The sequence below is a fragment of the Roseobacter sp. MED193 genome, assembly GCF_000152965.1.
Classification (GTDB): domain Bacteria; phylum Pseudomonadota; class Alphaproteobacteria; order Rhodobacterales; family Rhodobacteraceae; genus Pseudophaeobacter.
Genome location: NZ_CH902583.1, coordinates 2,613,512 through 2,635,278, shown reverse-complemented (window position 1 = coordinate 2,635,278; position 21,767 = coordinate 2,613,512). Strand labels below are relative to the sequence as shown.

Genomic DNA, 21,767 nt, shown 5'->3' with positions numbered 1-21,767 from the left:
GCCGGCTGCAACAAGAGCCGCAAAGGCCGGATTTGAGCACATGATTTTCAAGAAGATGTATTTATCTGACATTTTGATTGCCCTCCTCCCGCGCCCGCGCTGGTCCCAGGAGCAGAAAATATGGCCACCGAAGCCACTCAAACCTTTTCAAAACAGGACGCCATTTCACAAATCCCGGTCACCATTCTGGAAGCCCTTGGCGGCAAACGGCTGACTAAGCGCTTCCACCCAAAGGGGTGCGAACAGTACAGCCGAGCCAAATGGTTTCGACCTCATACTTGTAAAGTCTCCAGTTTTTTAGATCTAGCCGAGCTCCTGGGTGAGTTGGAAGCCGATGTCAGCAAGGTCATTGTCATGGGGTCAGTACGGCCCGAGTTTCGCGAGTCTGATAAGATTTTACGGCGATCTCGATCCCGAGAAAACGCCCCCGCCACTCTCGAAGATATGGGATCACACCTGGTTCACTTTGACGTAGATAATATTGAGAAACCGGCCCACCTATGCTGGGATGACCCTCAAACACTGGCCAAATGGACCTGGGATAATGTGACTAACCAGCTGCCTGCTCTGAAAAGTGCTTCAGTTTTTTGGCAGGCTTCCTCCAGCGCCGCCACCAAAGGCAAAGAGTACCTGGCAAAGTTTCACTTCTGGTGCCTTGCAGACAGGCCACTCACTACTACTGAACGAAAGTATCTTTTTGCAACTGTCGGAAGCGACAAAAGCGCCGCCGGCATCGCACAACCCAACTACACTGCAGCACCGGTATTTGACGGTGTCGAAGACCCTTTGGCTGGACGGTCGAGATCCGGGTGTTTCCTGGGAGCGCGAGAGTTCATCGACACTGCAAGCATTGGCTTTCCAAGCCTTTCCTTGCCAAGGCCAGCCAAGAAAAAGAAAGCCCATCCGCCGTCCTCTGGCACCAAACAGAAACTGTCGCCGCCGATTTCAAGCTCGTGTGCAACGACGACTGATAAGGGGCGCCAGATCTTGCAGGATGTATGCGAGCGGATTCGATCTGGCAAGATGGGCAATACCGCAATTTTCAACCAATCCCAGCGTGTCGGTGGCTACGTAACTGGTAGCAAAATCAATTTGGATGAAGCCCGGTCAGAATTATTGGCTGCGGCCGCGGCCACTGGCCACAACAGATACGAAGAAGCCGTTGATAACGGGCTGCGCGTCGGCATCGACCGCCCACTTATTCTTGGGGAAAAACCTAAAGCACTGGAACCGTTTCATCCGGCGCCCACCGAAAATCGCCAGGTTGCGATCAAGAAACACTCAGACACAATCAGAACTTGGTTTAAAAATTCGACGCATTTTTTAAATGTTCAAAAGTCGTGTCCCAAGACTGGACCTGACTTACTGCCTCCTCGGGCCTTTTTGTCTGGTGCCATGGGAGTCGGGAAAACTTCTGTTCTGGTCGGGCGAAATGGGCAATCAGGGCTTCTGCATGAAGCTCACGGATTGGTTTCAGCTATGTTCTTGCCTCAACACGAGAAAGCTGGAGAAGCGTTTACTGACTACACAACTAATGCCCCAGCGGGAGCCCCTCCGGCAGTTGTGGTACGTGGGCGTAACCAACCCGATCCATATGCCGTTACCTCAGATACTCGAATGTGCCTGGCTTACAAAGTTGCCCATAAACTGAACGAACACGGAGTGTCAGTTCGCACCAATCTCTGTCCAAGATGCCCACTTAGAACACAATGCGGGTACTTGCGGCAAGAAGCTGAAATTGAGTCACATTTAAAAGGCGGACGCGGGCTGGTTATGTTTGCGCCACATGACTTTGCATTCATCGATTTACCTGGAGAAGCAAAGCCAGATCTCGTTGTATTTGATGAACGCCCCCGAGATTTCGCCGTGGAAAACGTTCATGTGACGCTGTCCCAATTGGTGGATGACATCATCCCGGATATTTCCCCTCATGTTCGGTCTGAAGACGCAAAGACGGTTCTAATCGGCGAGGCCCTCTTCGAACAACAGGCGGCAATCCAACCAATCAAGCACGCGCTGCTGAAATCGGCGGGGCAGTCAGCTGGTGTCTCTCTCAACGCTTTAAGGGAACAGGGCATCACCAAGGTACTATTGCAGCAGGCTATCGATGATCTTAGGCAGTTTGGCCCTCTTGGTGCAGTCCGAGAAGTTCACAGCGTCCTGCAGACTGATGGCAGAGAGGCGACACTGAATGACCTGAATTTATTGGGAACACGGTTACTCAGACTTCCGACGAAGACAATCCAGCAATTACAGATCCTGTTTGAGTGTATGATGGAGGAAATTGATGGTCCTAATGAGTTTGCCACTTCGGTTACCAAAGCGAGGAATGATAAGCGCGACCCTAACCAGCAGCCAGGCTTTCAAGCCGTCCGGATCCGGCCACTCAAACATGGGGCAGATCAACCTTTTCTCTATCTGGATGGAACGGCCGACGCAGATGTGTCGAGGGCTGTCTTCGGGACTAATCTGGCTTGCCACCATCATCCTGTTGAACGAAATGCACATGTCACACAGGTTGTGGGTTGTAATTTCTCAAAGCGCCGAGTCCTTGGAATTCAGAACAACGGGGAGCCACTTTTTGGCAAGATTGCTACGGAGAGTAAAAACTTGTTTCGCGATCTCCAGAACGTACTGGAGCGGCATCCAGAGGCAGCCCTGTTCAGCAACAAACCAATAATCAAAGAACTGGCATCTGCGGGGTCGCACAAGGCAGGCCACTTCGGAGCCCTGCGCGGCCGCAATTACTGGGAAGATAAGGACACCGTGATCGTCATCGGAAGGGAACAACCAAGCCCGCAGAGCGTCGAGGGCATCGCTCGGGCCTATGCTGCAGCAAGTGGCGCTGGATTTACGTCCGGAGACTACAAGAAGGTGCCTAGAGGCATCAGAACATCCGGGGACACGGTTTCCATTGATGTCTTCGCTCACCCGGACCTATGGGGAGACCGGATACTTCGGCAGATCCGCGAGGCTGAGATCGAGCAAGCCATCGACAGAATCCGGCTCATCCACAACTCTGAACCGAAGGCCGTTTACTTGCTAAGTCCAGTTGTCGTCAATGCCACCGTGGACAAAGTGGTAGGCTGGCAGGATTTCAAGCAGGGCGGAACTCGAACCGAGCGGGCCATTGAAAAATATGGGGTGTTATTTCTGTCACCCCGAGACTGCGCTCGTTACATGCCAGATATCTGGACCAACCCCCAAACCGCTTCCGCCGACCTTAACCGCGCGAAGTTAGTGTCAGATCTGCCATATAGAAGTAATCTATATGGGGTTTCTGACGGTAAGGGCCCCAGCCTAGTCCAGTTTTGGCCTAAAGTTGGGAAAGGCCAAAGGTCTAGGAAAAAGTCAGCTCTGGCGTTTGGAAGAGCTGACCAATTGAAGTGCTTGATTGAGGCACTGACAGGTCCGCTAACTGACTTCCGCTCAGGTTGATCAGAGGGGACCCCCTTTTCTCGGAGCACGGCAAAAAAGGGGGGTCCCCTCCGCTTTAAGAAAATTACGTAATAATTGGGATACATTATGGACAATGCTTGCCTGTTCCGCATTTTTGCGATGCCTTTTGCGCCAACGTGAAAGCCATCCAATCTCCTCAGATGCGATATTCCATGCAGAACGTACCTGAGCTTCTACTTCTGGCCCTCAGTTGTTCGGACTATCGAGGCCAGTGAGCTGCAATGCGGCCATACGGGGCGGCTCATACCAATACCGGGACTGCTTGAGGAGGGCACCAGCCGACTTACCCAAGCCTGGCGCAGAGCCGGATCGTCAAATTCTTTAACATCAGATTAACTGAGCTCTGGGAAATATGTCGACATAACAATTACCAGGCGAAGATCTTTGAAAATAACAATAAAAAAAATGGAAGAATATCAAGTTTACTTGGCTAAGGCGATTGCGAGCCGATCCGACGGTAGCTTGTATGTGCCACTATTCGAGAGGATAGAGTCAGAACTGACAGCTTTGAAAGCCGAAACAGATACAATGGAGCGTATCCGGAGACTTGCAAACGCCTAAAGTATGCCCACAGCTAGGGCGAGAATTTCCACCTGACTGACTATTTCACTTAAACAATTCATTGAGGCCGCTTTCAGATTTCTGAGGCGGCCATCTTCTTGAGGCGTATGCTTGGCGCCGCTCTAACTCAGTCACGAACAATGTGGTTCAACAGAACAAGACAGATTGAACTCGTGCTGGCTATTTATGCCTCACAAGCCAAATCGAACGAAGAAAACTCCTATTCAAAAACACTTGCACAGTAGCGCCAGCGCAACACGGGCAAGCCCCGAAATGTGATACAGTCACCTCCCTCAGGAAGCGCCTGTCAACAGAAGTATTCATAGTAATCAATATATTACGTGTATTATCCGTGTGGATAATGGTGCCCGGGGGCGGAATCGAACCACCGACACGAGGATTTTCAATCACATTACCAATAATAAAATCAAATGGTTACCTGTGAGTGCTAAGTTATGTGTATAACCTTTCTACCGACCGCAGGTGAAACTGCGTTAAGGTATTGAAATTAAGATAAAAATAGACAGACCGCGCCTGTGGTTCGACTCAGCCGGAGGTGTGCGACATCACCATCCGGCACAGAGCACCGCCCCACCCTCGATTGCATAGCGCTACGGCTACTTTTTGGGATCATGCATCAAAGGAACAATGTGGTGCCTGGTGTAGTACGTGCATCCGGAGTTTGCACACGTGTGCTCTGTTCGAAAATACAAGCGCTGGTTCTCGATATCTTCAGAAACAGCCACATTGTCATTCGCAGCTGTAAGACGGTCCCGCCATTCCTCAAGCACTGCACGGCTATCACCCTGCCGGTGGTAGATAATCAGTTCGCCGTGATCTCTACCCTCCATGGCGGTACCATACCTCGTGGACAGTTGCTGAAAGCCGTCATCAAGCCACTTGTAGCCGCCATGCACCTTGGCTTCTCCGAGCCACATGAAATTACCATTAGCACGGATCACAAGGTCGCAATGCCCGTTGACGTGTTCATCATGAACAGCAGGGATGCCGCCTGCGGCAAGCATGTTCGCAAGCTGCATTGTCAAAGCGTCCTCGCCAAATTTCTTGTCTTGGCCCCGTGTGTCAACGAGACGACTGTAGTAGTCAGCCAAGGCCTCTTCGATGATCTGCACTCGTGCCGAATGGGTCTTAGCGATTTGCCAGCGAAGAACGCGCGCTGCCGGTCCTCCACCGCAGAAAGCCAGATATTGCTCTAGCGTCAGGTCTTCAGGCGACATCCTATGCATCACCCCGCAGCGAGTAGAAAATTCGGACATGCGCCATGGGGTTCGGGACCTGTTCGCCCGAAACTGGGTGAACCAATTGCCCCGATACTAGCAGCTCGCTGAAATCTTCATCCTGCAGATGCAGCTGCCCTTCCTCAGCATCATCCAGATACCCGTGCATCTCCAGAATCGCACCCTCGAAACTGCATAGGATGCTTAGAGCCGGCAAAATTTCATCGTAGGAGGTATTCCCTTCAAGTCTCTCACGAAAAAAAGCCAAGCCAAGGTGTTGACCATCACCGGGGCGCACATCAGACAGCACGTCCGTCAACGCTAGGCAAACGCCTAGCGTACGCGGTTCTAGCCTAGAACTAGCTAGACGCTCTCTGAAATCACCTAGGTCCATGCCCTCACGCGGTTCCGTTCAACTATCTAGCTTGGCCTTTTTCCCGAGTCTTTCAATAACAAACTCATAGTCCGAAGCTCGCACACAGTTCTTAACAAGTGCGCCAGAGATCAGAGGATCCTTGCTTTGGGCGCCAGCTGGCCCAGAAGCCCCGAGCGTCACAGATGGGATGAAGTTCAGGTCGTCCTCGGCAAAGCCCCACTCAACAGTGATCCGATAAATTGCGATAGCTTCAACAGCCTCTTTTCCAGCAACATGGTATGCTTCTGTCCGCTGATCAGCGTCACGCCGCCGCCTGGGCATCTTCTCGTCTTTGATTGCACCAGTAGTCGTCTGAAACGTCATCTGCGTTACAGTGCCTTCGGTAGCGTCCTCGTAGAAGGGGAGCACCGCAGGGAAAAGGTTCACCGAGCCTTCCAGCTTAACAACACCCCACGCGTTTACCTCATCCTTCATACGTGAGTGCAGCGCGTGTATATCCGCTTCGATGATGCCACGGGGAGCGTCTACGCGGATCTCCAAAAAGTCCCTATGGTGGGGCATCCAAACGACGTGGTACATCTGGACAGGCTTCCGAGCGAGGCCAATGACCTCCTCATAGCGGTTTTTCATATCCTGAGGGTGATCGAAGTCCTCGAAAGAGATTTCCTCTCTTGTTTTCACCCAAAGAACCGACGAGTAGATGATACCCACACCATCCTCGTTGCTTTCGACCTGGACAACGTTCAGGTCACCCGTCCCCTCAGCCAGCTCTTTCTCAGACATTAGGTAAGGGTACGATGCCGAAGCTGGCGAGGTGCCAACGCTCGCGTTTGCAATCTTTGTCTGGATGGCGTCTCGAAGCGCCGGATCAACGGGATACAGCTTGGTGTATTTTTCCCCGCAAAGCAGGTGCTCGACAAAGCAATCTTCGAGTTTGCCGTAGTCGACCTTCACACCGCTCTCGGTGACCTTCTTCAGAGTTTGATCCCAACCATGACTGGTGGAAACCCCTCCCATCCGGAGAAGCATGCGTGCATTTGTCCACGTCATTCGGTGCCGCATAGACCGCAAGAGTTCCTGCATATACCCCTACTCAACTTTTGGTGTCCTTCGCCCACAACCCCTAAGTGAATCGGCGGGCAAACACCAGCAGTTTGCACTCTACGGGGCCAAGTCTGAAAATACCTGCCCTTTCAGCGTTGAAAGCTTCTCTTTTGCTCCAGCGAGTTAGCTGCTACGACTGCTCCCGACATGGCAGACGCGGCCATGTTGGGGCGTGGAAACCCCTCACGTACTAGGCCGTAAACTCGGCTGAACACCTTTGACCTATGGTCGGGGTGCCTGTGTTATACAACAGGCTCCGGCTAAAGGCACAGGGTCCGTGTACGTGCGGATTTCCAACACCCCGATCACCAGTCAACCGCGAGGGCGCTCGCTGATCGGGGCCGCATGAAGCCAAACACATCATCACATTTCTTGTGCTGGCGACCACCTTCTATCGCCATAGGCGGATTGTCATATGGGTGCGCGACCGGGTCAAAAAATTTCCGCCTGCCGACAGGAAACAGCCGTTGGCCTCCACCCCGCCAGCAGTGACCAAGCTATTACAGCTCGGAAATCCCAAACGCGTCCCGAGCATGCCCACGCAAAGCATCATTAACAGGAAAGCGAATACCAGCATGACAGACACCCAGGAAGGCGGCGGCAAGACAACCGCTGAAGCGAAGGACGATGGCAGCATCATCGACGTCATCAAGCTGATCCTGTTTCTCGGCATCTGCTACGTGATCTACACCATTTTCTTCACTGATCCCCGAGAAAGCAAATTCCAGGATCTGGCTGCAACTCAGGCCCCCTCCGACCAACGACAGTTCCTCGGTATCGTTGGCAAAGCCATTGCAGCGGCCGACGAAGCTGTCAACGATGCAGCAAAGGCTGCCGCATACATCACCGGAAACCAAAAGCTGTGCGCCCGTGCCCCGTTTGATCGTAAGACGGGCTGGGTTGGTATCTTCGATGAGGCAAACCTGACCGACTCCAGCGAAGACATGTACGTCGAGGTCGAAATCGGCTTCGGCAACAAGATCAGGGCCGAGGTGCCAAGCTGGCTTCGCAGCACAGTCTTGGGCCTCGAAGAAGGTGCGCCGGTCACGTTCTCAGGCTCCTTCAAGCGCGGCAACATGGACGAAAACCAGTGCCTGCGGACGACTTGGTCAGTTCTGACAGGCGGTACTCCAAAGCTGGCCCGCAGAACGTATTTGTTCGATCTGCAGGACCTCTCTCCCGTTAGCGAATGACCACTGAGGACCGTGAAAAGGTTTTCTCCCGGCATGTGGTCGCGCGTTAGTTGATCGAAAATGGTAACGCCGCTAGCCTCCTGAAAACACCTAAGGCCAATGAGATCATGAAAAAAAATGCATTTTTAACTTTCCTTGCACTGCCCATTTTTACGTTTTGTGAGGCAGTGCCAAGCATCGCCCAAACGACAGCACAGTCACGGACTACTGAAAGCACACACTGGCTGTTGGAGAGCGAGTTTAAAAATCTGGGTGAGCGTGACCGCATCAGAATCCAATCCCACCTTGCTGAATACGGCTTGTATGACAGTACGCTGGACGGTCTTTGGGGAAGGAATACGGCAAACGCCCTCCGTCATGCAGCTGGCATGATGGAACAGAACATGGGAACTGAGTTGCACCTGGATAACGCCGAACGCGCACGTGCCTTCTTAAGCCAATTTGCCGACGGTTCGGCCAGCGCCTTTATGTGGGGTGAAGGAGGCGAATGCGACGGCTGCGACCAGGTGGAGCAACAGACGTTGGCAAGCGCCGATCTCACTGTCCGCCTGCCAAAGAATTTTCAATGCAACGCGCAGCCGAGAGATTACTGGACCGGCAACATGGAAGTTGGCAGCATCCCGTGGCAGCAGGTGCCAGACCAGGTGGAAAAAATCATCGAGTCACTTGAAAACTCAGCGAAGAACGGCAGCGCTCTCAGGCCTTCAGACCAACGCCAAATTGAAAATATCATTGCCGACCACGAAATACCCATCGCGGCTGAATATTATGGATATGTTCTGTATGATATCGGTGATCACAAAGGAGCGCATGAATTTTGGGCCAAGGCGGCTATTCATGGTGAGCCTTCCAGCGCGACACTCCTTACGATATCTCTCATGGGCGGATATGATGAGTTCAAGCATTTGAGCTTTGCTAATCCGCCGGATGCGCGTGTGATCGTGGATTGCCTGCAATATGCAGCAGCCGGGAAAGATGATACCGCCTTGATCTGGTTGGCCAGTGGTTTGGTTGGCGATCCAGACCTCCCACAAGGGGTGAACGAGGTCCTGGGGGTAAACACTAACAGGGCGCGCGAGCTGCTAGATGCCATATCCCAAGAACACCGCGAAGAATGGGCGGATGATATTGCTGAAATCCGCAAGCTTGCCGATGAGCTGGATCAAGAAAGGCAGGCTAAAGAGGTTGCACAGGCGACAGATGCCGCAACGGGGCTAACTTCGAGATGCGACGGACTTGTCACCCTGAAGGGTATCTGCTGGTCGCTTAAGCTGGCGGAAATGCAAACCGTTCTCTTGGCCCATGGATATGAATGCAGTGACGACCTGCTTGGAGGGCTTTCCTGTAGTCGCGGCGATGCGCTCATTGATATCACAGAAAAGGAGATCACCTTCAGCTGCGAAACCTTTGACGTCTGCGCCTACAATTTCGAGCAAGTTTCAGGCTTCCTCATGGAGCAAGGCGTTGTGGGTGCAATGGAAGCGAGCCGACAATTCATAACCCAGGACACCGCCGAGGCGCTAGCAATGTCAGCAATGGGGCTTGGCCCCGCACTCGCATTCAGGGAGCCATACTGGCAGCTATCCAGTTGCGGCAAGGGAGCCCAGGGTCAAGTGCTTTGCGTCGAGCAGCCGGAAAACCGTGAGGTCAGGCTTGTCCTCAAAAAGGCCACCTTGGGCGCAAGAACTCCAAGCTTCGAATAAGTCGTCGGGACTTTGCGACTGTGTGCGGGCGGAGAAACTCTGCCCGAACTACAGAAGGCCCGGGCAGTTTCCACACTCGCTCAGAAGTATTACTCACAAGTTGTCGGGGAGCCTTCCGCTAAAACTTCTTGCCAGTTGGACCCGAGCTGTTGGCGGGCGGAAAGTGCATTTTTGGCTTCCCGGCTACCCTCGGGAACTACTTTCACGACCATGGATTGGTTGTGGCTCCCGCTCCAAAAGTCGGACTGCGACGCGTCGCCCGTCAGCATAAATTTATCGCCACCCCGACGAATGACTTCGATCGCCGCAGTCTTGAATGCAACATTGCGCGCGCCATTAGGTCCGCACGCTGGTGCCGCCACAGTGGACACTTTGAATGTGTCCAGCGACATCGGCTGAATGGTGGACTGTGCGCAGGCGGCAAGCCCAGCAGCAATACAAAGTGGCAAGAGGAATTTGCGCTTCACAGAAACGTCTCCAAGGTAGTTTGCAGTTTAGGGGTGAAATCTGGTCCAGATCGCAAACGGGAACAACAAAACACTTAAGGTGGAATCTTTATTCAAAGATGAGTGGCAAGAATGCAACTCGCCTTTCGCGGAGGGGCTACAGAAAGCGGATACGGTTCGGGTGTCAACCTGTTGAGATTTCGCCCAACCTGCCGGACGCCGTCTACGACAAACCAACGTTTGTCGGCTACGGAGGGAGCGGAATGGCAGAATATGTTGTCTACTATCGGGTTTCGACGGAACGGCAGGGACGGTCTGGACTGGGGCTGGAAGCGCAGCGGGCGATGGTCGAGCAGTTCCTTCAGCCCGCCGACAACGTGATTGCCGAGTTCACCGAAATCCAGTCCGGCAAGCGTGACGACCGGGCAGAGCTGTGGAACGCGATCAACCTCGTCAAGAAAACCCGGTCCAAGCTGCTGATCCCGAAGCTGGACAGGTTCTCCCGGAAGGTGTCGTTCATATCGGGGATCATCGACCAGGGCATTGAGCTGACCGTCTGCGAACACCCGAACGTATCGACGTTCTTCCTGCACCTGCTGGCCTGCTTTGCCGAGGAGGAGCGCCGTCAGATCTCAGAACGCACCAGAGCCGCGCTCAGAGCCGCCAAGAAGCGGGGAACCGTGCTTGGCCGGAATGCCCAAGCCTTGGCGGCGCAACGGCGGCTAGAGAAGCAGGATTTCTTCGAGACGGTGCGTACCGAGTTCGAGCGGGCGATTGCCGACGCAGGATCATTTTCCGGCGCTGCAAGGCTGTTGAACGACCGTGGCGTGAAGACTGCCAAGGGCGGAAGGTGGTATCCACAGACCGTTAGAAACTATGTCTCCTGCTGTGACCTCAAGCTACCGGATCACGGGGTGGCAGCGACATCTCAGCAACCTCCACATCAAGGCTGAACGCAGCCTCCGGGGTCAGAAACTGCTCCACCTCCAATTCGGGGAACAGCGTCTCCTTGATGTATCCCAGCAGCTCTACGGTTTTGGCTGTCCGCGGCACCTGATGCGGAACGAAAGCTGTCTTCTTCCGGGCATTGTCCACATCCATCTTCGTGCAAGGAATGCCAAAGCCATCATTCAGGATGCGCGCAAAGTCTTTGACCTTGAGCTTGCTGTCCGGGGAGATACCGCCGCCGCTGAACGACGCCACATTGATTTTGTGGGTGCCCGCCTTCCGCAGCTTATGCGCTATGCTGAGGTCCCGGCGGAGGCGTTTCAGGACACCGTCCTCTTTGGCGATGTAGGCCCCAGCAGGCCCCTGTGCTGCTAGCTTGCCCTCAAAATACCCGGCCCATGCTTGATAGTCAGCGAGAGACTTCAGGCAATACGGGGTCTGCTTGTTGTAGTCCGCCCAGATGTCCCGCGTGGTGTTGAACTGATCCACTGTGTCCCAGGGCTGGGTCGAGAATGCCAAATGGGTGCGGCTTTGCCCGCCGCCGGTTGTGACAGTAACCTCTCCCGCCGCCTTTGGCCTGCGTTTCCAGTCGAACTCCATAGACAGCCGTTTGGTCATGGTCTTGTCTACAAAATCCATTCCCTGCTCATACATCTCCCGGATGCCAGCGCCCATCGTCACCGTCAGGGTGTCGGTTGGCTTGCGGTCAAAGAACAGATCGACGATTTTGTCATTCTGCTCAGGCTTGGACAGCATGGCGTCCAGCTTGATCCCGCCCTTAGCCAGCACCACCCGCTCATCCTCTTTGGGCACCATACCTGTGCCGTCCCAGTCAGCGGCCACAGATGGGCGCAGCGTGGCTTGCCCTCTGGTCCGCCACCCAACAGGTTGGCGGATGATGTGTTTGACTTCGTAGATGCCCCATTGAGCGGCCAGCTTGATCCGGGAGTCCAGATACCTGCGGCCCAGCTGCCCCTTTGCAGCCTCCGTCATTTGCGCATCTGTGGCCGTGGTCAGAAAGCCGTCTGTGGTGACGCTGAATATCTGCACGTCCGGAGGTAGGGCGTTCATGATCTCGCTTAGCACGCCCCGGCAGAAAGCCGTGATAAAGGCGGCATAGACCGGATTGGTGATTTTGCTCGGCCCCAGCCGTTTGGTGTCTGCATCCCTCAGATCGTAAATCCGGCGCTCCCGCAGACCCTGTGCCGTCTTGCCGTATGTGGAATTGACCAGCTCTTTCCAGAACAGATTGTCCAGGGTCTTCTTTGGGTGCTTGGCCCGCTCATCGATGCAGTGACGGGCGAAGTTGTGAAACGGCTGCTTGGCGTTACCACCATATTCTCTGACGCCATCGTCTCTGCGGCTAATAATGCGGTCAGAATCGAGCCGCCGCCCCTCCACCAGTTCAATCTTTGCGCCCAGTTGCTTGGCCAGCAGGATTTCACTGATATGGGTGGTGCTGTTGCCTCTGCGGGGGAACAGCAACCCGTTCTCTGTGCGCACCGGCAGGACCGGGTACCGGACGTCTTCCGGGAATTCAAAGTTCACATTGGCAAAAGCCAGGTCTTCGACCGTCAAACTGGGACCCAGCAATTCTTCCGTGCTGGCGATGGGTGTGATGGTTGACCAATCAGGCTCCCCGATGAGCGCCATGGCCGATGGGTATGCGCTGGCAAGATCATAGTCGTACCAGACACCCTCGGGGGCAGGGCCGAACCAAAACTGTTCATTGCGCCCGCCATGATAGCACTCGGTGAAAAAGTCCTCGCTCCAGAACAGCTTCGGCAGGGACTTAGCCTCAGTGCTGGTCACATAGCGATTTGTCTTGGCGTTCCACCGCTTCTCCGCCACCATCTCTTTGCCGACGATTTCAAGCGGGTTGAGCCCTTGGGACCGCCAGTGTTCCTGGATCAGATCAACGCCGATGGACGTCAGTGTCACCGGCAGCTTGAACACCCCGGTCTTGTCAAAATACAGCCGGATCATGCGGATAGTGTATTGTGCACAGACCTCGGCATCCCGGATGGCATAGTCCCGGAACAGCGGCCAATCGGCTTCCAGCAACTCCCCCATGTTTTCTTTGTAGTGCTGTTCCCGCTTTGGGTCGTCAGACAGCTTCAGCTTCTCATAGCCAAGGATTTCCCCCAGCTTGGCAAGGCTTTTGGCACCCGTGGGCGCAAGAGCAATGGTGTCCCGGATTTTGACATGCAGCTTGATTGGCTTGAGCTTGTCGCCCCGCTTCAGGCTGACCTTGATATCCTTGCTCACATTCATGAACAGGCTGCGGATATTGTCTAAGTTCATGGCTTTCCGGGTCTTCTCCTCCTTGAAGTCAGAAAATCCCGGCACGTCAGCCCGTGTAAAGTGGGCCACCAAGTAAACATCCACCGGCAGCTTCAGATTGGGGTGCGTCGTGAATCCGTCCCGCAATGCATGTTCCAAGAACTCAGCCAGGGTCAGCCGGTCATCGTCAGATGGTCCCTCCGGCAGCACAATGCCGGACCAATGCTGCTCTGCACCAGCGTTGTCGGGTGTGATGGCATGGCAGCTATACTGATAGGACAGCACCTGATTGCGGACTTCGGCCAGGCCATCTGCATTTACAATTGCCTCCCGCTGGTACTCGGTGTCGAAGCCGATCACAAGATAACGAATGTGCTTCGAGCTTTTCCTGTTCTTGGGAAAAAACTGATCAGGCCGAAAATTGACTTTGGCTTGCATGGGACCCTGGATTTTGGTGAGGCTATGAGGTGAACGAGCCGCCTTGGCAAAAATGGTAAAAGTTGTTCCACTACACCCATACAGAACAAATACTATTTTTGCCAGCTGTGACGGCAGCCGGGGCAAACCGCCGGGGCCGTGGGAGAATCTGCCCCGTTTCCGGGTGTCTGGGGGAGTTTCTCCCTTTTTGACCAAATCGCCGTGAAACTCGGGAAACCCGTGGTCCTCGGCGTATAAATAGCATCACACACCGATACCCACCGCACACACAGCCATATTGAACACAGCTCGCAGCTCTCTCGTATCAGGAACGCGATACAGACAACCACATAGACAGCCCGAAGCGTCATGCAATCAGAAGGTAATCTCCGCCGGATGGTGCCGAACCGAATCCAGTAGGTCAGCAGACAGGACGTCATCGAATAGTAGGGTTAGGAGACAGCGAAAGCGGGGGAAGGATGAAAGCCCCCATCAGAGAGCCAGAGCAAAATAATTGTCATCACGAGACGGGGAAGTGCCGTCGCCGAGCTAGCCGAACTGCCGTCCACGTAAAGCTAGCATATCGGTCCGCTGTTTGAGCAGCACGTAGGCTGAGACCGGATAACCGCCAGCCGCGCTTTGGAAAGCAATCGTGTGTGGATGGTTTGTCAGACCTTCGGGTCTCACAGGCTTCTCCTCAACGGATAGGAGAAGTATGTCCAATGTCCAATAATACCAAACAGATACAAACGCAGTTCTTGATCACAAAGTGATCAAGCGATTGGCCAAAAATTGGCTATGGCTTCACTTCGTGAAGTGCTTCGCATGTGCCATAGGATTTGCTGGCTGTTTGGGCTGGGCGGGCTGAGTTTTGAGTTCGGCCTTTGGTCAAACTGGTTCTGCAGCCCGCCTGCCGTCTCATTTGCCGAAGCGGCTGCGGATGGCCGACGCGGCCCCTTCCAGCACATCATCCAGCTTGCCTTCGCTTGCCAGTGCCTTCAGCTTCTGAAGGTTCTCGGCCACCTCCTTGGCATCGGTGCATTTGATGGCGTTCAGGCCAGGGGCCAGCTCAAGGGGAGCCTTCCCGTAGCGGGGCGAGATGAACCAATCGCCCTGATCCGATTTCCACACCCAAGTGCTTTTGATCGTGCTGGCATCACCATCCGGCATACCCGCCAGCTGCTTGTCGATGGCGGCGATGAATTTCTGACGGCGCTGGCTCGACGGCTGGCTTGCCTTCGGCTTCTCGGCGGCTTCAAGTTTGAACTGTTTCTCAAGTGCCATTGGGGTCTCCTTTGCTACCCCAACGGCGTCCTCCTTATCCCAATCGCAGACAACGCCACTGTTCCAGTCAACGGCCTGCGGGGCTAGTCATCCCCACGTGTCTGTAGGTTTTCGATCAGCTCTTTCGTCGGGGCCATGTTTTTCAGATAGAAGCGCTCCAGCTGATCCACCGACGTGCCAGCATTTTTGGCCAGGGTGTAAAGGTTCACCTTCCCCTGAGACCCCCTGAGACGTGCCTGGATGGCAAAATGCCGGAGGGAGTACGGAGACAGCTTCCTGTCTTCATCCAGCAGCTCGGCCTTTTCAAGGATATGGTTGAACAGACGCCGGGCCGTATTGATGGCTGTCCTGCGGTTGGAATATTCCGGCATCCACACATAGCCGTTCCGGTCAGGTCCGTTCTCGTCGAACGGGTTCAGGGTTCCCTGATAGAGCGGAACGGCCAAAGGCATTGTCACGCTAGTGCGGCCACCGGTCTTGCCGCCTCGGACGTTCATTTCCAAGTGCGGCGGGTCGCCTTTGATCTGAATGTCCTTGTGCTTCAGCCCGAACAGCTCGCCCTCAGTAGGCCGAAGGAAGGTGTGAACGACAAACCGGAACATCTTGGCATGGTGGCCGGTGATCTGGACGCCACGGACCATATCCCCACGCTTGGCACACTCACCGGCAGCCTTCATGAACCGTTTGTATTCGTCGTCCGTGAAGGTGTGTCGTGGCGTGTCCACGGTCTTCTGCTTGGGCATCACCGGCAGCACGTTCAGAATGCCGTCTTCCACCGCCAGAGTCAGAACTTTGCGGATGATGATTGTGTGTTTGGCCTTGGTCGATTCTGCCAGCCGCTTTGGCCGGTTCTCGTCCAGATGAATCAGGTAATCCCGAACCTTGCCGGTGGTGATTTTCGTGACGTCATACTTACCGAAATAGCAGATCAGCCCGTCCTTGGAGCGGTTCAGCAGCTTGTTGTCGCCGTCCGACCACTTGGACTTGCCCTTCTGAATGCCCATCAGCTTCTTGGCATAGTGCTCGAAGCTGGTGGCTTTCTTCTGAGCATGGTCGCTGTTGGCCTTGCTGCGGTATGAGTCGGCAAACTCATAGGCCACTTCAATCGCTTCGAGACGCGATGTCTCCTTGGAAGACCGGTGGACGTATTTCCCTGCAAGGGGGTCTCTGAAGCGAATAAGCCAGTACGGGCTTCGGGCTGTCAGCACGATGGCCAGCCCTTTCCGGAGATGCTTGATCTTGAGTATTCGGTTTTTGGAATCTTGGGACAAATCGAGCCCGTCAGAGGAGTGTATAACTGTGTGTAACTTTTACGGGTGAAATCTGACGATCTCAACGGACCAAATAAATCAACTATTTCAGTGATTTAGTGGTGCCCGGGGGCGGAATCGAACCACCGACACGAGGATTTTCAATCCACTGCTCTACCCCTGAGCTACCCGGGCACGGGAAAGGCTGTTCACCTTGGGTGTGGGCCTTCTATGACGTCCATGCGGTGGTGTCCAGAGGGTTTTTTAAAGAAAACTATTAATGCTGAGTTGGAGAGCTACTGGCAGGTGACACCCCGACTTCGCCTAGCTCTTTCAATGCGTTTTCAACATCTTCCGGGTTGTCACTGGGAAGCGCGTAGCTGCCATTCAACCATTTGGCCAGATCTAAATCTGCGCAACGTTTTGAGCAAAAGGGACGATGCGATTTTTCGGTTTCCGTTCCACAGATCGGGCAAATCATTTCAGAAGCTCCGCCAACACCACACGAGACCGTTTGCGCTGCAACTCAAAATTCCCCAGATTGGTCCACCCCAGCATAGTTGTCTCTTCGCTATCGGCGCGGAGCGCAGCGCGCAGGGTGCTTTCAAAGGTACTGCGATCTTTCTTAGGCATTGGGGCGACATCGATCACGATCTGCCCAGCAAGGCCGCGCAGGCGTAGAGCGCGCGGCAGAAGTTTCGCACAGGCGATATTCGCCTTGGTTCCGGCCGCAAAAGAGGTGTCGCTGCCGGTGTTTACATCCACAGCCACCAGGGCGCGCGTAGCTTCTATAAACAGATGCGCCCCACCAGTAAGAGGTTCGCGAATAGTGAGTGCGCTATCCAGCGCATCAAGCACACCGTGATGTTCAAAATCGCCAGCATCCCGAAAGACCTCTGCAGGATCCGACCACTCTCGCCAAGCCCGCAGATGAGGGCCATCCCCTTCGGTCAACACGTCCATGTCCCCCTCAGCATCCGCAAGCACTTGCGCAGCCAGATCTGCCATGGCCTCGATATCTTCTGCGACCTCATCCCCATCGGCCCCGGCACAGGCTGAGCGCAGAATCATACCATAACTCGCGCCCTCCAGCGCACCATGCGCAATCTCCAACAGCCTGTCGCGCTCATCATCGTCACGAATTGAGCGGGAAATATTGACGCCTGGCGCCCCAGGAGTCGCAATGGCATACCGGCTTTTGAACAGCAATTTCTGCGTCACAGGTATTGCCTTGCCTGGCTCGGCATAGCCGGTGACCTGCACCAGTAACATCTGCCCGGGCGCCAAGCCTTTAACCTGACGCAAAAATGCCGGTCCATCAGGAGTCGAAAGAAACATCCCGCCCTGCCCCTTAACGGGGCGATCTGCGCGGGCGCGATAAATGGTTCCAGGTAGTGGTGCATCACCGTCGATAAGGAAATCATCAAGCCTACCGTCTACCATGAGAGCTGCGGCTTCACGGCCTTGGATGTGGTCCAGAATAATTGAGCGCCCCTTCATGCGGCAGCCTCCTTATAGAGCTGACAGCCAGCGGCTTGCAGCATATTTGCAGTCTCAGCCAAGGGCAGGCCAACGATTCCAGTAAAAGATCCACTTATCCAGGGAATAAAGGCACCTGCCGCACCCTGAATACCATATCCACCGGCCTTGCCTTGCCAATCATTGCTGGCAAGATAGGCGTTCAGCTCGCTGTCAGACAGCCGCTTCATTTTAACCTGGCTCACTACGGATCTCTGCCAGAGCCGCTCGCCACAACGAACGGCAACAGCTGTAATGACTTGATGGCGACGCCCGGCGAGGGCCAGTAAAAATTCAGCGGCCTGGCCGGCATTCTCAGGTTTTCCCAAAATGCGCCGCCCCAGCGCCACGGTAGTATCCGCACAGAGAACCACATCACGAGCGTCAGAAGTCACCGCCGCTACTTTTTCACGGGTGACCCGGGTACAATAGTTTCGCGGCAGCTCCCCAGCCAAGGGCGTCTCATCAATGTCAGGCGGGCGCACATGGTCAGGCTTGATGCCCAACTGCGCCAAAAGCTCCAGCCGTCGCGGGCTGCCTGATCCAAGAATAAATGCCATCAGCCTGGCCCCTTTTCCAATTCACCCCGTCATAAAGCGGAAAGTTCCTGCAGGAAAGAGCAGCCGACCGCATCATCTTTCCATAAATATTCCCGCCGGAGGCAGTGGCCCGCAGGGCCACACACAAAAGCCCGGCACAGAGGCCGGGCTTTTGTGCAACGAGCGAATCAACAGCTTACTTAAAGCGGTAGTTGATCCGACCTTTCGTCAGGTCATAGGGGGTCATTTCCACCTGTACCCGGTCGCCAGCCAGAACACGGATGCGGTTCTTGCGCATCTTTCCTGCCGTATGTGCGATGATCTCATGGCCGTTTTCCAGCTCGACCCGAAACGTCGCATTAGGCAGGAGTTCCTTCACGACACCGGGAAATTCGAGCGTATCTTCCTTGGCCATGTTGTCTCCATCTTCACATTACCCCGCCTAGCTGCGGGAACTGGCACTAAATGAGCCTATTTGCCCAATATTTCAAGGGCGCAATCACTGCTTCATGAGGATTCTAGAGGTTTTTATCCTCTGATCCTGTTCTGGCCAATGGCTGCGATTGCGCACCACACCAGTTGTCCGCACCTCTGCTATGGTTTTCAGATCGACCTCTGCCAATGTCCAGCCAGGCTGACCGATCTGCCCCTCAGCCAAAACCCCAGTTGCAGGGAAGCCCTTATCTGGTGGACCAAAAACACCTCCCGTGCCGACATTGACTTCCACCGAAGTGGACCAGGGCGCAGTCCCCACTATTGAGGACTGCGCCGTCACGCATTGCCCCTCAAGCGCCCGCGACATTGCCCCTATGCGGACCCGCCAATAGCCCGCAAGCGCCTCAGTACAGGAGGGAACCAAGAGGATATCCGCCTCGTTCAACGCCCGGCCCAACAAAGGGAACTCGCTGTCATAACAAATGAGCACGCCAATCTTGCCCAGCGCCGTATCAAATAGCTTTAACGGCCCACCAGAGCCGATCGCCCAGGGGGCCCGCTCAAACAGAGTCATAATCTGCTTGTCCTGATGATCTCGCGCACCACATGGACTGTAAAACTCCGCCCGGTTTACAGGCAGGTCAAATTCAGCCTGCACCGGCGCGGAAGACCCTAGAATATATACGTTAAATTCAGCTGCGAGTTTTTGATGCAGCGCTGCGGCCTCTTCCATGCGCCCCGATACGGCATTGATAGAGGCCTGCAAATCCGCCGCCACATCTGCCCCGTCCAAAGTGGACAGCTCCATGGCGCCATATTCAGGGAATACCAACAGATCAGCCCCCTGCTCCGCTGCATCAGCCACCCAGGCCGCCAGTTTGTCTTCATACTGCGCCCAGCTATCGAGCCAATCAAGCGGGTAGGCAGCAGTTGCAATTTTCATGTGGGTAAATCCTCAGTCAACTTGGCTTTGCCACAACAGGCCAGACCACAGAAAGAATGGCAACTCTTCCTAATGATATCTTCCCGCCTTAAGGGGACGGAGACAGATCCTGCGCCCAAAATTGCAACGGCTTATCTGTTGCACAGGAAGAACCGATATCTTTCCAGGAAAACTGTGCAACAACTCCCTGCAGTGGCGCATAGCCCCGCTTGCGCCAAAATGGATCCAAAGGCGCATAATCTTTATCTTTCATGGGGTGGTCTTGTGGGCGCAACACGCCACAGAAAGCCGAAAGCAAAAACCCGCGGTCACGGGCATGAGATTCACGAGCATCAAAAAAGCTATGCCCCAGACCCAACCCTCGATAGGCCGGCAACAGAACTGATTCGGCGCAGTAGAAGACAGTGTTCAGATCGATTTCACTGCCCGCAAAAGCCACAGCAAAGTCCTCGGCATGGTCAACCAGTGGGGTTCCTGTGGAAGCCCCGACCAGCCTGTCACCATCAAAGGCCCCGACCACAATTGCATCCTTGCTATTTCGGTACCTCTGTAGATAGGCCTCCTCATAGGCTAGATCGCCATCATAGAGGTAAGGCCATTCGCGGAACACTTTAATTCGAAGTCCCGCGAGGGCTGGTAATGCAGCCTCCAGTGAGGGCCCTGTCAAAATTTCAAGACGAACAGTATGCACAGCGCCCTCAGGCTCAGCTCGATTTTTCAGAAACCTGCGCCATCCAGTCGGCCAGATTGTAATAGGTGGTCACCCGCTTGATCTTGCCGTCCCGCAGCTCACAAAATGATCCACCAGGCAGACGATATCTCTGCCCTTTGGCCTCTGGTAGCCCGTCATCGGTTTCCAGGTAGGTTCCGTTGACGATGAACTCCGCCGCCGCACGCGACCCATCTTCACTGCCAAACAGAACAATATCCGTAAGTTCCTCTTTGTAGCAGCGACTCATATGAGCGCAGAACTCCGCGAACCGATCCTTACCAAGGCGAATCTCACCCTCATTGACGTGATGCGCGACATCCTCACACAGACAGTCCAGCATGGCTGCGGTATCGCCAGCATTGAAAGCTTCAAAATAGCGGGCAAGGGTCTTGGTCATGTAATCTCCGTGGCTTCTCCCCAGCGGGCAGTAAGCTGCTGGATAATCTGATCGCGGGTCTGCCGATAGCTGTCCAGTTTAGCTTCGCGCGTCTCGCCAAGTCCGGTTGGATCCATGATCGGCCAATATTCAACGTCCAGATGAAAGACCCGCGTTAGTTCCAGCGCCCGCCTCTGGCTGGCAGGGGACAAGGCAATGACGAGGTCAAAGGAAGAAAGATCATCCCCCCATTGTTCCATTTCGTCGAAGGACCGCGACCGATGGCGTGACAGTTCGACATCGACTTCTTGGCAGACCGCAATGCAAAACCCGTCGATTTCCAAGTCATTCTTGACACCCACAGATTGAACATAAGTGCCGGTACCATAGAATTTCTTCATGATCCCCTCAGCCATGGGCGAGCGGACCGCATTGTGGTCACAGCAGAACAAAACAGACTGCGGCAACTCGCTCACGCATCAGCCCCCAAAATGCAGCACACAAATGAGCGTAAACAGACGGCGCGCCGTGTCAGTATCCACCTCCGCCTTTCCCTCCAGACGCTCTTGCAACACGCGACTGCCTTCATTGTGAATACCGCGCCGCGCCATATCGATGGTCTCAATTTGGCTAGGTGGCAGGGTTTTAACGGCCGAGAAATAGCTCTCGCAGATCTGATAATAGTCTTTCACGACTTGTCGGAAGGGTGACAACGACAGATGAAACTCCGCTGCTTTCTGTCCGGTCTCTGTCTCCAGATCAAACACCAAACGTTTTTCACGAATGGCTAGGCCCAAATGATAGGGACCATCAACAACGGGACGGTCATCCCGCTCTGGTAACGAAAAGCTGTTTTCTTCGATCAGATCAAAAATCGCCACCTTACGCTCCTGCTCGATTTCCGCAGTGGGCGGTGGCAGATTGCGGTCGTCCAACTCAATTTGGCTAATGCGGCTCATAGGCTTTGACCTCTGTCGAAAAA

General features: G+C 54.5%; 20 protein-coding genes and 1 tRNA gene. 4 read left to right on the top strand and 17 right to left on the bottom strand.

Annotated elements, in window-relative coordinates; translation table 11 throughout:
- Window positions 1–120: 120 nt before the first annotated feature.
- Window positions 121–3,438 carry a hypothetical protein gene (locus MED193_RS14955; RefSeq protein ID WP_009810582.1) on the top strand — a complete coding sequence of 1,106 codons (3,318 nt, stop codon included), beginning with the start codon at window positions 121–123 and terminating at the stop codon, window positions 3,436–3,438.
- Window positions 3,439–4,637: 1,199 nt separating this feature from the next.
- Here MED193_RS14955 and MED193_RS14950 read toward each other — a convergent pair.
- The 3 genes from MED193_RS14950 to MED193_RS14940 form a co-directional block, all read right to left on the bottom strand.
- The gene (locus tag MED193_RS14950) at window positions 4,638–5,258 is read right to left on the bottom strand and encodes a hypothetical protein (protein ID WP_009810580.1); all 621 of its coding nucleotides are present in this window, start codon (window positions 5,256–5,258) and stop codon (window positions 4,638–4,640) included.
- Window position 5,259: 1 nt separating this feature from the next.
- The gene (locus tag MED193_RS14945; RefSeq protein WP_039966239.1) at window positions 5,260–5,577 is read right to left on the bottom strand and encodes a hypothetical protein; all 318 of its coding nucleotides are present in this window, start codon (window positions 5,575–5,577) and stop codon (window positions 5,260–5,262) included.
- 93 nt (window positions 5,578–5,670) lie between these two features.
- Window positions 5,671–6,684 carry a hypothetical protein gene (locus MED193_RS14940; RefSeq protein ID WP_157041363.1) on the bottom strand — a complete coding sequence of 338 codons (1,014 nt, stop codon included), beginning with the start codon at window positions 6,682–6,684 and terminating at the stop codon, window positions 5,671–5,673.
- A 629-nt stretch (window positions 6,685–7,313) separates the two neighbouring features.
- Between MED193_RS14940 and MED193_RS14935 the strand changes: the two genes are divergently transcribed.
- Entirely contained in the window at window positions 7,314–7,931 is a 618-nt protein-coding gene (locus MED193_RS14935; RefSeq protein WP_009810577.1) for a hypothetical protein, read from the top strand.
- A 107-nt stretch (window positions 7,932–8,038) separates the two neighbouring features.
- Window positions 8,039–9,634, top strand: a complete 1,596-nt coding sequence (locus MED193_RS14930; RefSeq protein ID WP_039966237.1) for a hypothetical protein — start codon at window positions 8,039–8,041, stop codon at window positions 9,632–9,634.
- 89 nt (window positions 9,635–9,723) lie between these two features.
- Here MED193_RS14930 and MED193_RS14925 read toward each other — a convergent pair whose 3' ends face one another.
- The gene (locus MED193_RS14925) at window positions 9,724–10,101 is read right to left on the bottom strand and encodes a hypothetical protein (RefSeq protein ID WP_009810575.1); all 378 of its coding nucleotides are present in this window, start codon (window positions 10,099–10,101) and stop codon (window positions 9,724–9,726) included.
- A gap of 242 nt (window positions 10,102–10,343) precedes the next feature.
- On the opposite strand from MED193_RS14925, the gene MED193_RS14920 reads away from it, so the two are divergent.
- Entirely contained in the window at window positions 10,344–11,033 is a 690-nt protein-coding gene (locus MED193_RS14920; protein WP_009810574.1) for a recombinase family protein, read from the top strand.
- Here MED193_RS14920 and MED193_RS14915 read toward each other — a convergent pair.
- The 13 genes from MED193_RS14915 to MED193_RS14855 all read right to left on the bottom strand — a co-directional run bounded on the left by MED193_RS14915 (window position 10,975) and on the right by MED193_RS14855 (window position 21,744).
- Window positions 10,975–13,671, bottom strand: a complete 2,697-nt coding sequence (locus MED193_RS14915; RefSeq protein ID WP_039966924.1) for a DNA polymerase — start codon at window positions 13,669–13,671, stop codon at window positions 10,975–10,977. The two genes, MED193_RS14920 and MED193_RS14915, sit on opposite strands and share 59 nt — an antisense overlap.
- 975 nt (window positions 13,672–14,646) lie before the next feature.
- On the bottom strand, window positions 14,647–15,012 hold the full coding sequence (locus MED193_RS14910) for a hypothetical protein (protein ID WP_009810572.1): 366 nt from the start codon (window positions 15,010–15,012) through the stop codon (window positions 14,647–14,649).
- A gap of 83 nt (window positions 15,013–15,095) precedes the next feature.
- On the bottom strand, window positions 15,096–16,283 hold the full coding sequence (locus tag MED193_RS14905; RefSeq protein WP_254655456.1) for a site-specific integrase: 1,188 nt from the start codon (window positions 16,281–16,283) through the stop codon (window positions 15,096–15,098).
- Between the two features lie 99 nt (window positions 16,284–16,382).
- Window positions 16,383–16,457, bottom strand: a tRNA-Phe gene (locus MED193_RS14900).
- An 82-nt stretch (window positions 16,458–16,539) separates the two neighbouring features.
- Window positions 16,540–16,743 (bottom strand): DNA gyrase inhibitor YacG, encoded by a 204-nt coding sequence (locus MED193_RS14895; protein WP_009810570.1) that lies wholly within the window; start codon window positions 16,741–16,743, stop codon window positions 16,540–16,542.
- Window positions 16,740–17,762 carry a ribonuclease E/G gene (locus tag MED193_RS14890; RefSeq protein ID WP_009810569.1) on the bottom strand — a complete coding sequence of 341 codons (1,023 nt, stop codon included), beginning with the start codon at window positions 17,760–17,762 and terminating at the stop codon, window positions 16,740–16,742. The genes MED193_RS14895 and MED193_RS14890 overlap by 4 nt, the downstream gene beginning before the upstream one ends.
- Window positions 17,759–18,340, bottom strand: a complete 582-nt coding sequence (locus tag MED193_RS14885; protein ID WP_009810568.1) for a nucleoside triphosphate pyrophosphatase — start codon at window positions 18,338–18,340, stop codon at window positions 17,759–17,761. The genes MED193_RS14890 and MED193_RS14885 overlap by 4 nt, the downstream gene beginning before the upstream one ends.
- 175 nt (window positions 18,341–18,515) lie before the next feature.
- The gene (infA, locus tag MED193_RS14880) at window positions 18,516–18,734 is read right to left on the bottom strand and encodes a translation initiation factor IF-1 (RefSeq protein ID WP_005620785.1); all 219 of its coding nucleotides are present in this window, start codon (window positions 18,732–18,734) and stop codon (window positions 18,516–18,518) included.
- 84 nt (window positions 18,735–18,818) lie between these two features.
- On the bottom strand, window positions 18,819–19,697 hold the full coding sequence (locus tag MED193_RS14875; protein ID WP_009810567.1) for a carbon-nitrogen hydrolase family protein: 879 nt from the start codon (window positions 19,695–19,697) through the stop codon (window positions 18,819–18,821).
- A gap of 88 nt (window positions 19,698–19,785) precedes the next feature.
- Window positions 19,786–20,388 (bottom strand): GNAT family N-acetyltransferase, encoded by a 603-nt coding sequence (locus tag MED193_RS14870; protein WP_039966235.1) that lies wholly within the window; start codon window positions 20,386–20,388, stop codon window positions 19,786–19,788.
- 13 nt (window positions 20,389–20,401) lie between these two features.
- Window positions 20,402–20,806 carry a ketosteroid isomerase-related protein gene (locus MED193_RS14865; RefSeq protein WP_009810565.1) on the bottom strand — a complete coding sequence of 135 codons (405 nt, stop codon included), beginning with the start codon at window positions 20,804–20,806 and terminating at the stop codon, window positions 20,402–20,404.
- Window positions 20,803–21,261: a low molecular weight phosphatase family protein gene (locus MED193_RS14860; protein WP_039966234.1), complete on the bottom strand. Its 459-nt coding sequence runs from the start codon at window positions 21,259–21,261 to the stop codon at window positions 20,803–20,805. Before MED193_RS14860 ends, MED193_RS14865 begins: the two co-directional genes overlap by 4 nt.
- Before the next feature lie 3 nt (window positions 21,262–21,264).
- Entirely contained in the window at window positions 21,265–21,744 is a 480-nt protein-coding gene (locus MED193_RS14855) for a UPF0262 family protein (protein WP_009810563.1), read from the bottom strand.
- Window positions 21,745–21,767: the final 23 nt, after the last annotated feature.

What these genes read in the sequence shown, in the direction of transcription:
- MED193_RS14890 (WP_009810569.1), bottom strand. Translation starts at nt 17,762, where the DNA reads ATGAAGGGGCGCTCAATTATTCTGGACCACATCCAAGGCCGTGAAGCC.
- MED193_RS14875 (WP_009810567.1), bottom strand. Translation starts at nt 19,697, where the DNA reads ATGAAAATTGCAACTGCTGCCTACCCGCTTGATTGGCTCGATAGCTGG.
- infA (WP_005620785.1), bottom strand. Translation starts at nt 18,734, where the DNA reads ATGGCCAAGGAAGATACGCTCGAATTTCCCGGTGTCGTGAAGGAACTC.
- MED193_RS14865 (WP_009810565.1), bottom strand. Translation starts at nt 20,806, where the DNA reads ATGACCAAGACCCTTGCCCGCTATTTTGAAGCTTTCAATGCTGGCGAT.
- MED193_RS14950 (WP_009810580.1), bottom strand. Translation starts at nt 5,258, where the DNA reads ATGTCGCCTGAAGACCTGACGCTAGAGCAATATCTGGCTTTCTGCGGT.
- MED193_RS14895 (WP_009810570.1), bottom strand. Translation starts at nt 16,743, where the DNA reads ATGATTTGCCCGATCTGTGGAACGGAAACCGAAAAATCGCATCGTCCC.
- MED193_RS14935 (WP_009810577.1), top strand. Translation starts at nt 7,314, where the DNA reads ATGACAGACACCCAGGAAGGCGGCGGCAAGACAACCGCTGAAGCGAAG.
- MED193_RS14855 (WP_009810563.1), bottom strand. Translation starts at nt 21,744, where the DNA reads ATGAGCCGCATTAGCCAAATTGAGTTGGACGACCGCAATCTGCCACCG.
- MED193_RS14930 (WP_039966237.1), top strand. Translation starts at nt 8,039, where the DNA reads ATGAAAAAAAATGCATTTTTAACTTTCCTTGCACTGCCCATTTTTACG.
- MED193_RS14920 (WP_009810574.1), top strand. Translation starts at nt 10,344, where the DNA reads ATGGCAGAATATGTTGTCTACTATCGGGTTTCGACGGAACGGCAGGGA.
- MED193_RS14940 (WP_157041363.1), bottom strand. Translation starts at nt 6,684, where the DNA reads ATGACGTGGACAAATGCACGCATGCTTCTCCGGATGGGAGGGGTTTCC.
- MED193_RS14955 (WP_009810582.1), top strand. Translation starts at nt 121, where the DNA reads ATGGCCACCGAAGCCACTCAAACCTTTTCAAAACAGGACGCCATTTCA.
- MED193_RS14910 (WP_009810572.1), bottom strand. Translation starts at nt 15,012, where the DNA reads ATGGCACTTGAGAAACAGTTCAAACTTGAAGCCGCCGAGAAGCCGAAG.
- MED193_RS14885 (WP_009810568.1), bottom strand. Translation starts at nt 18,340, where the DNA reads ATGGCATTTATTCTTGGATCAGGCAGCCCGCGACGGCTGGAGCTTTTG.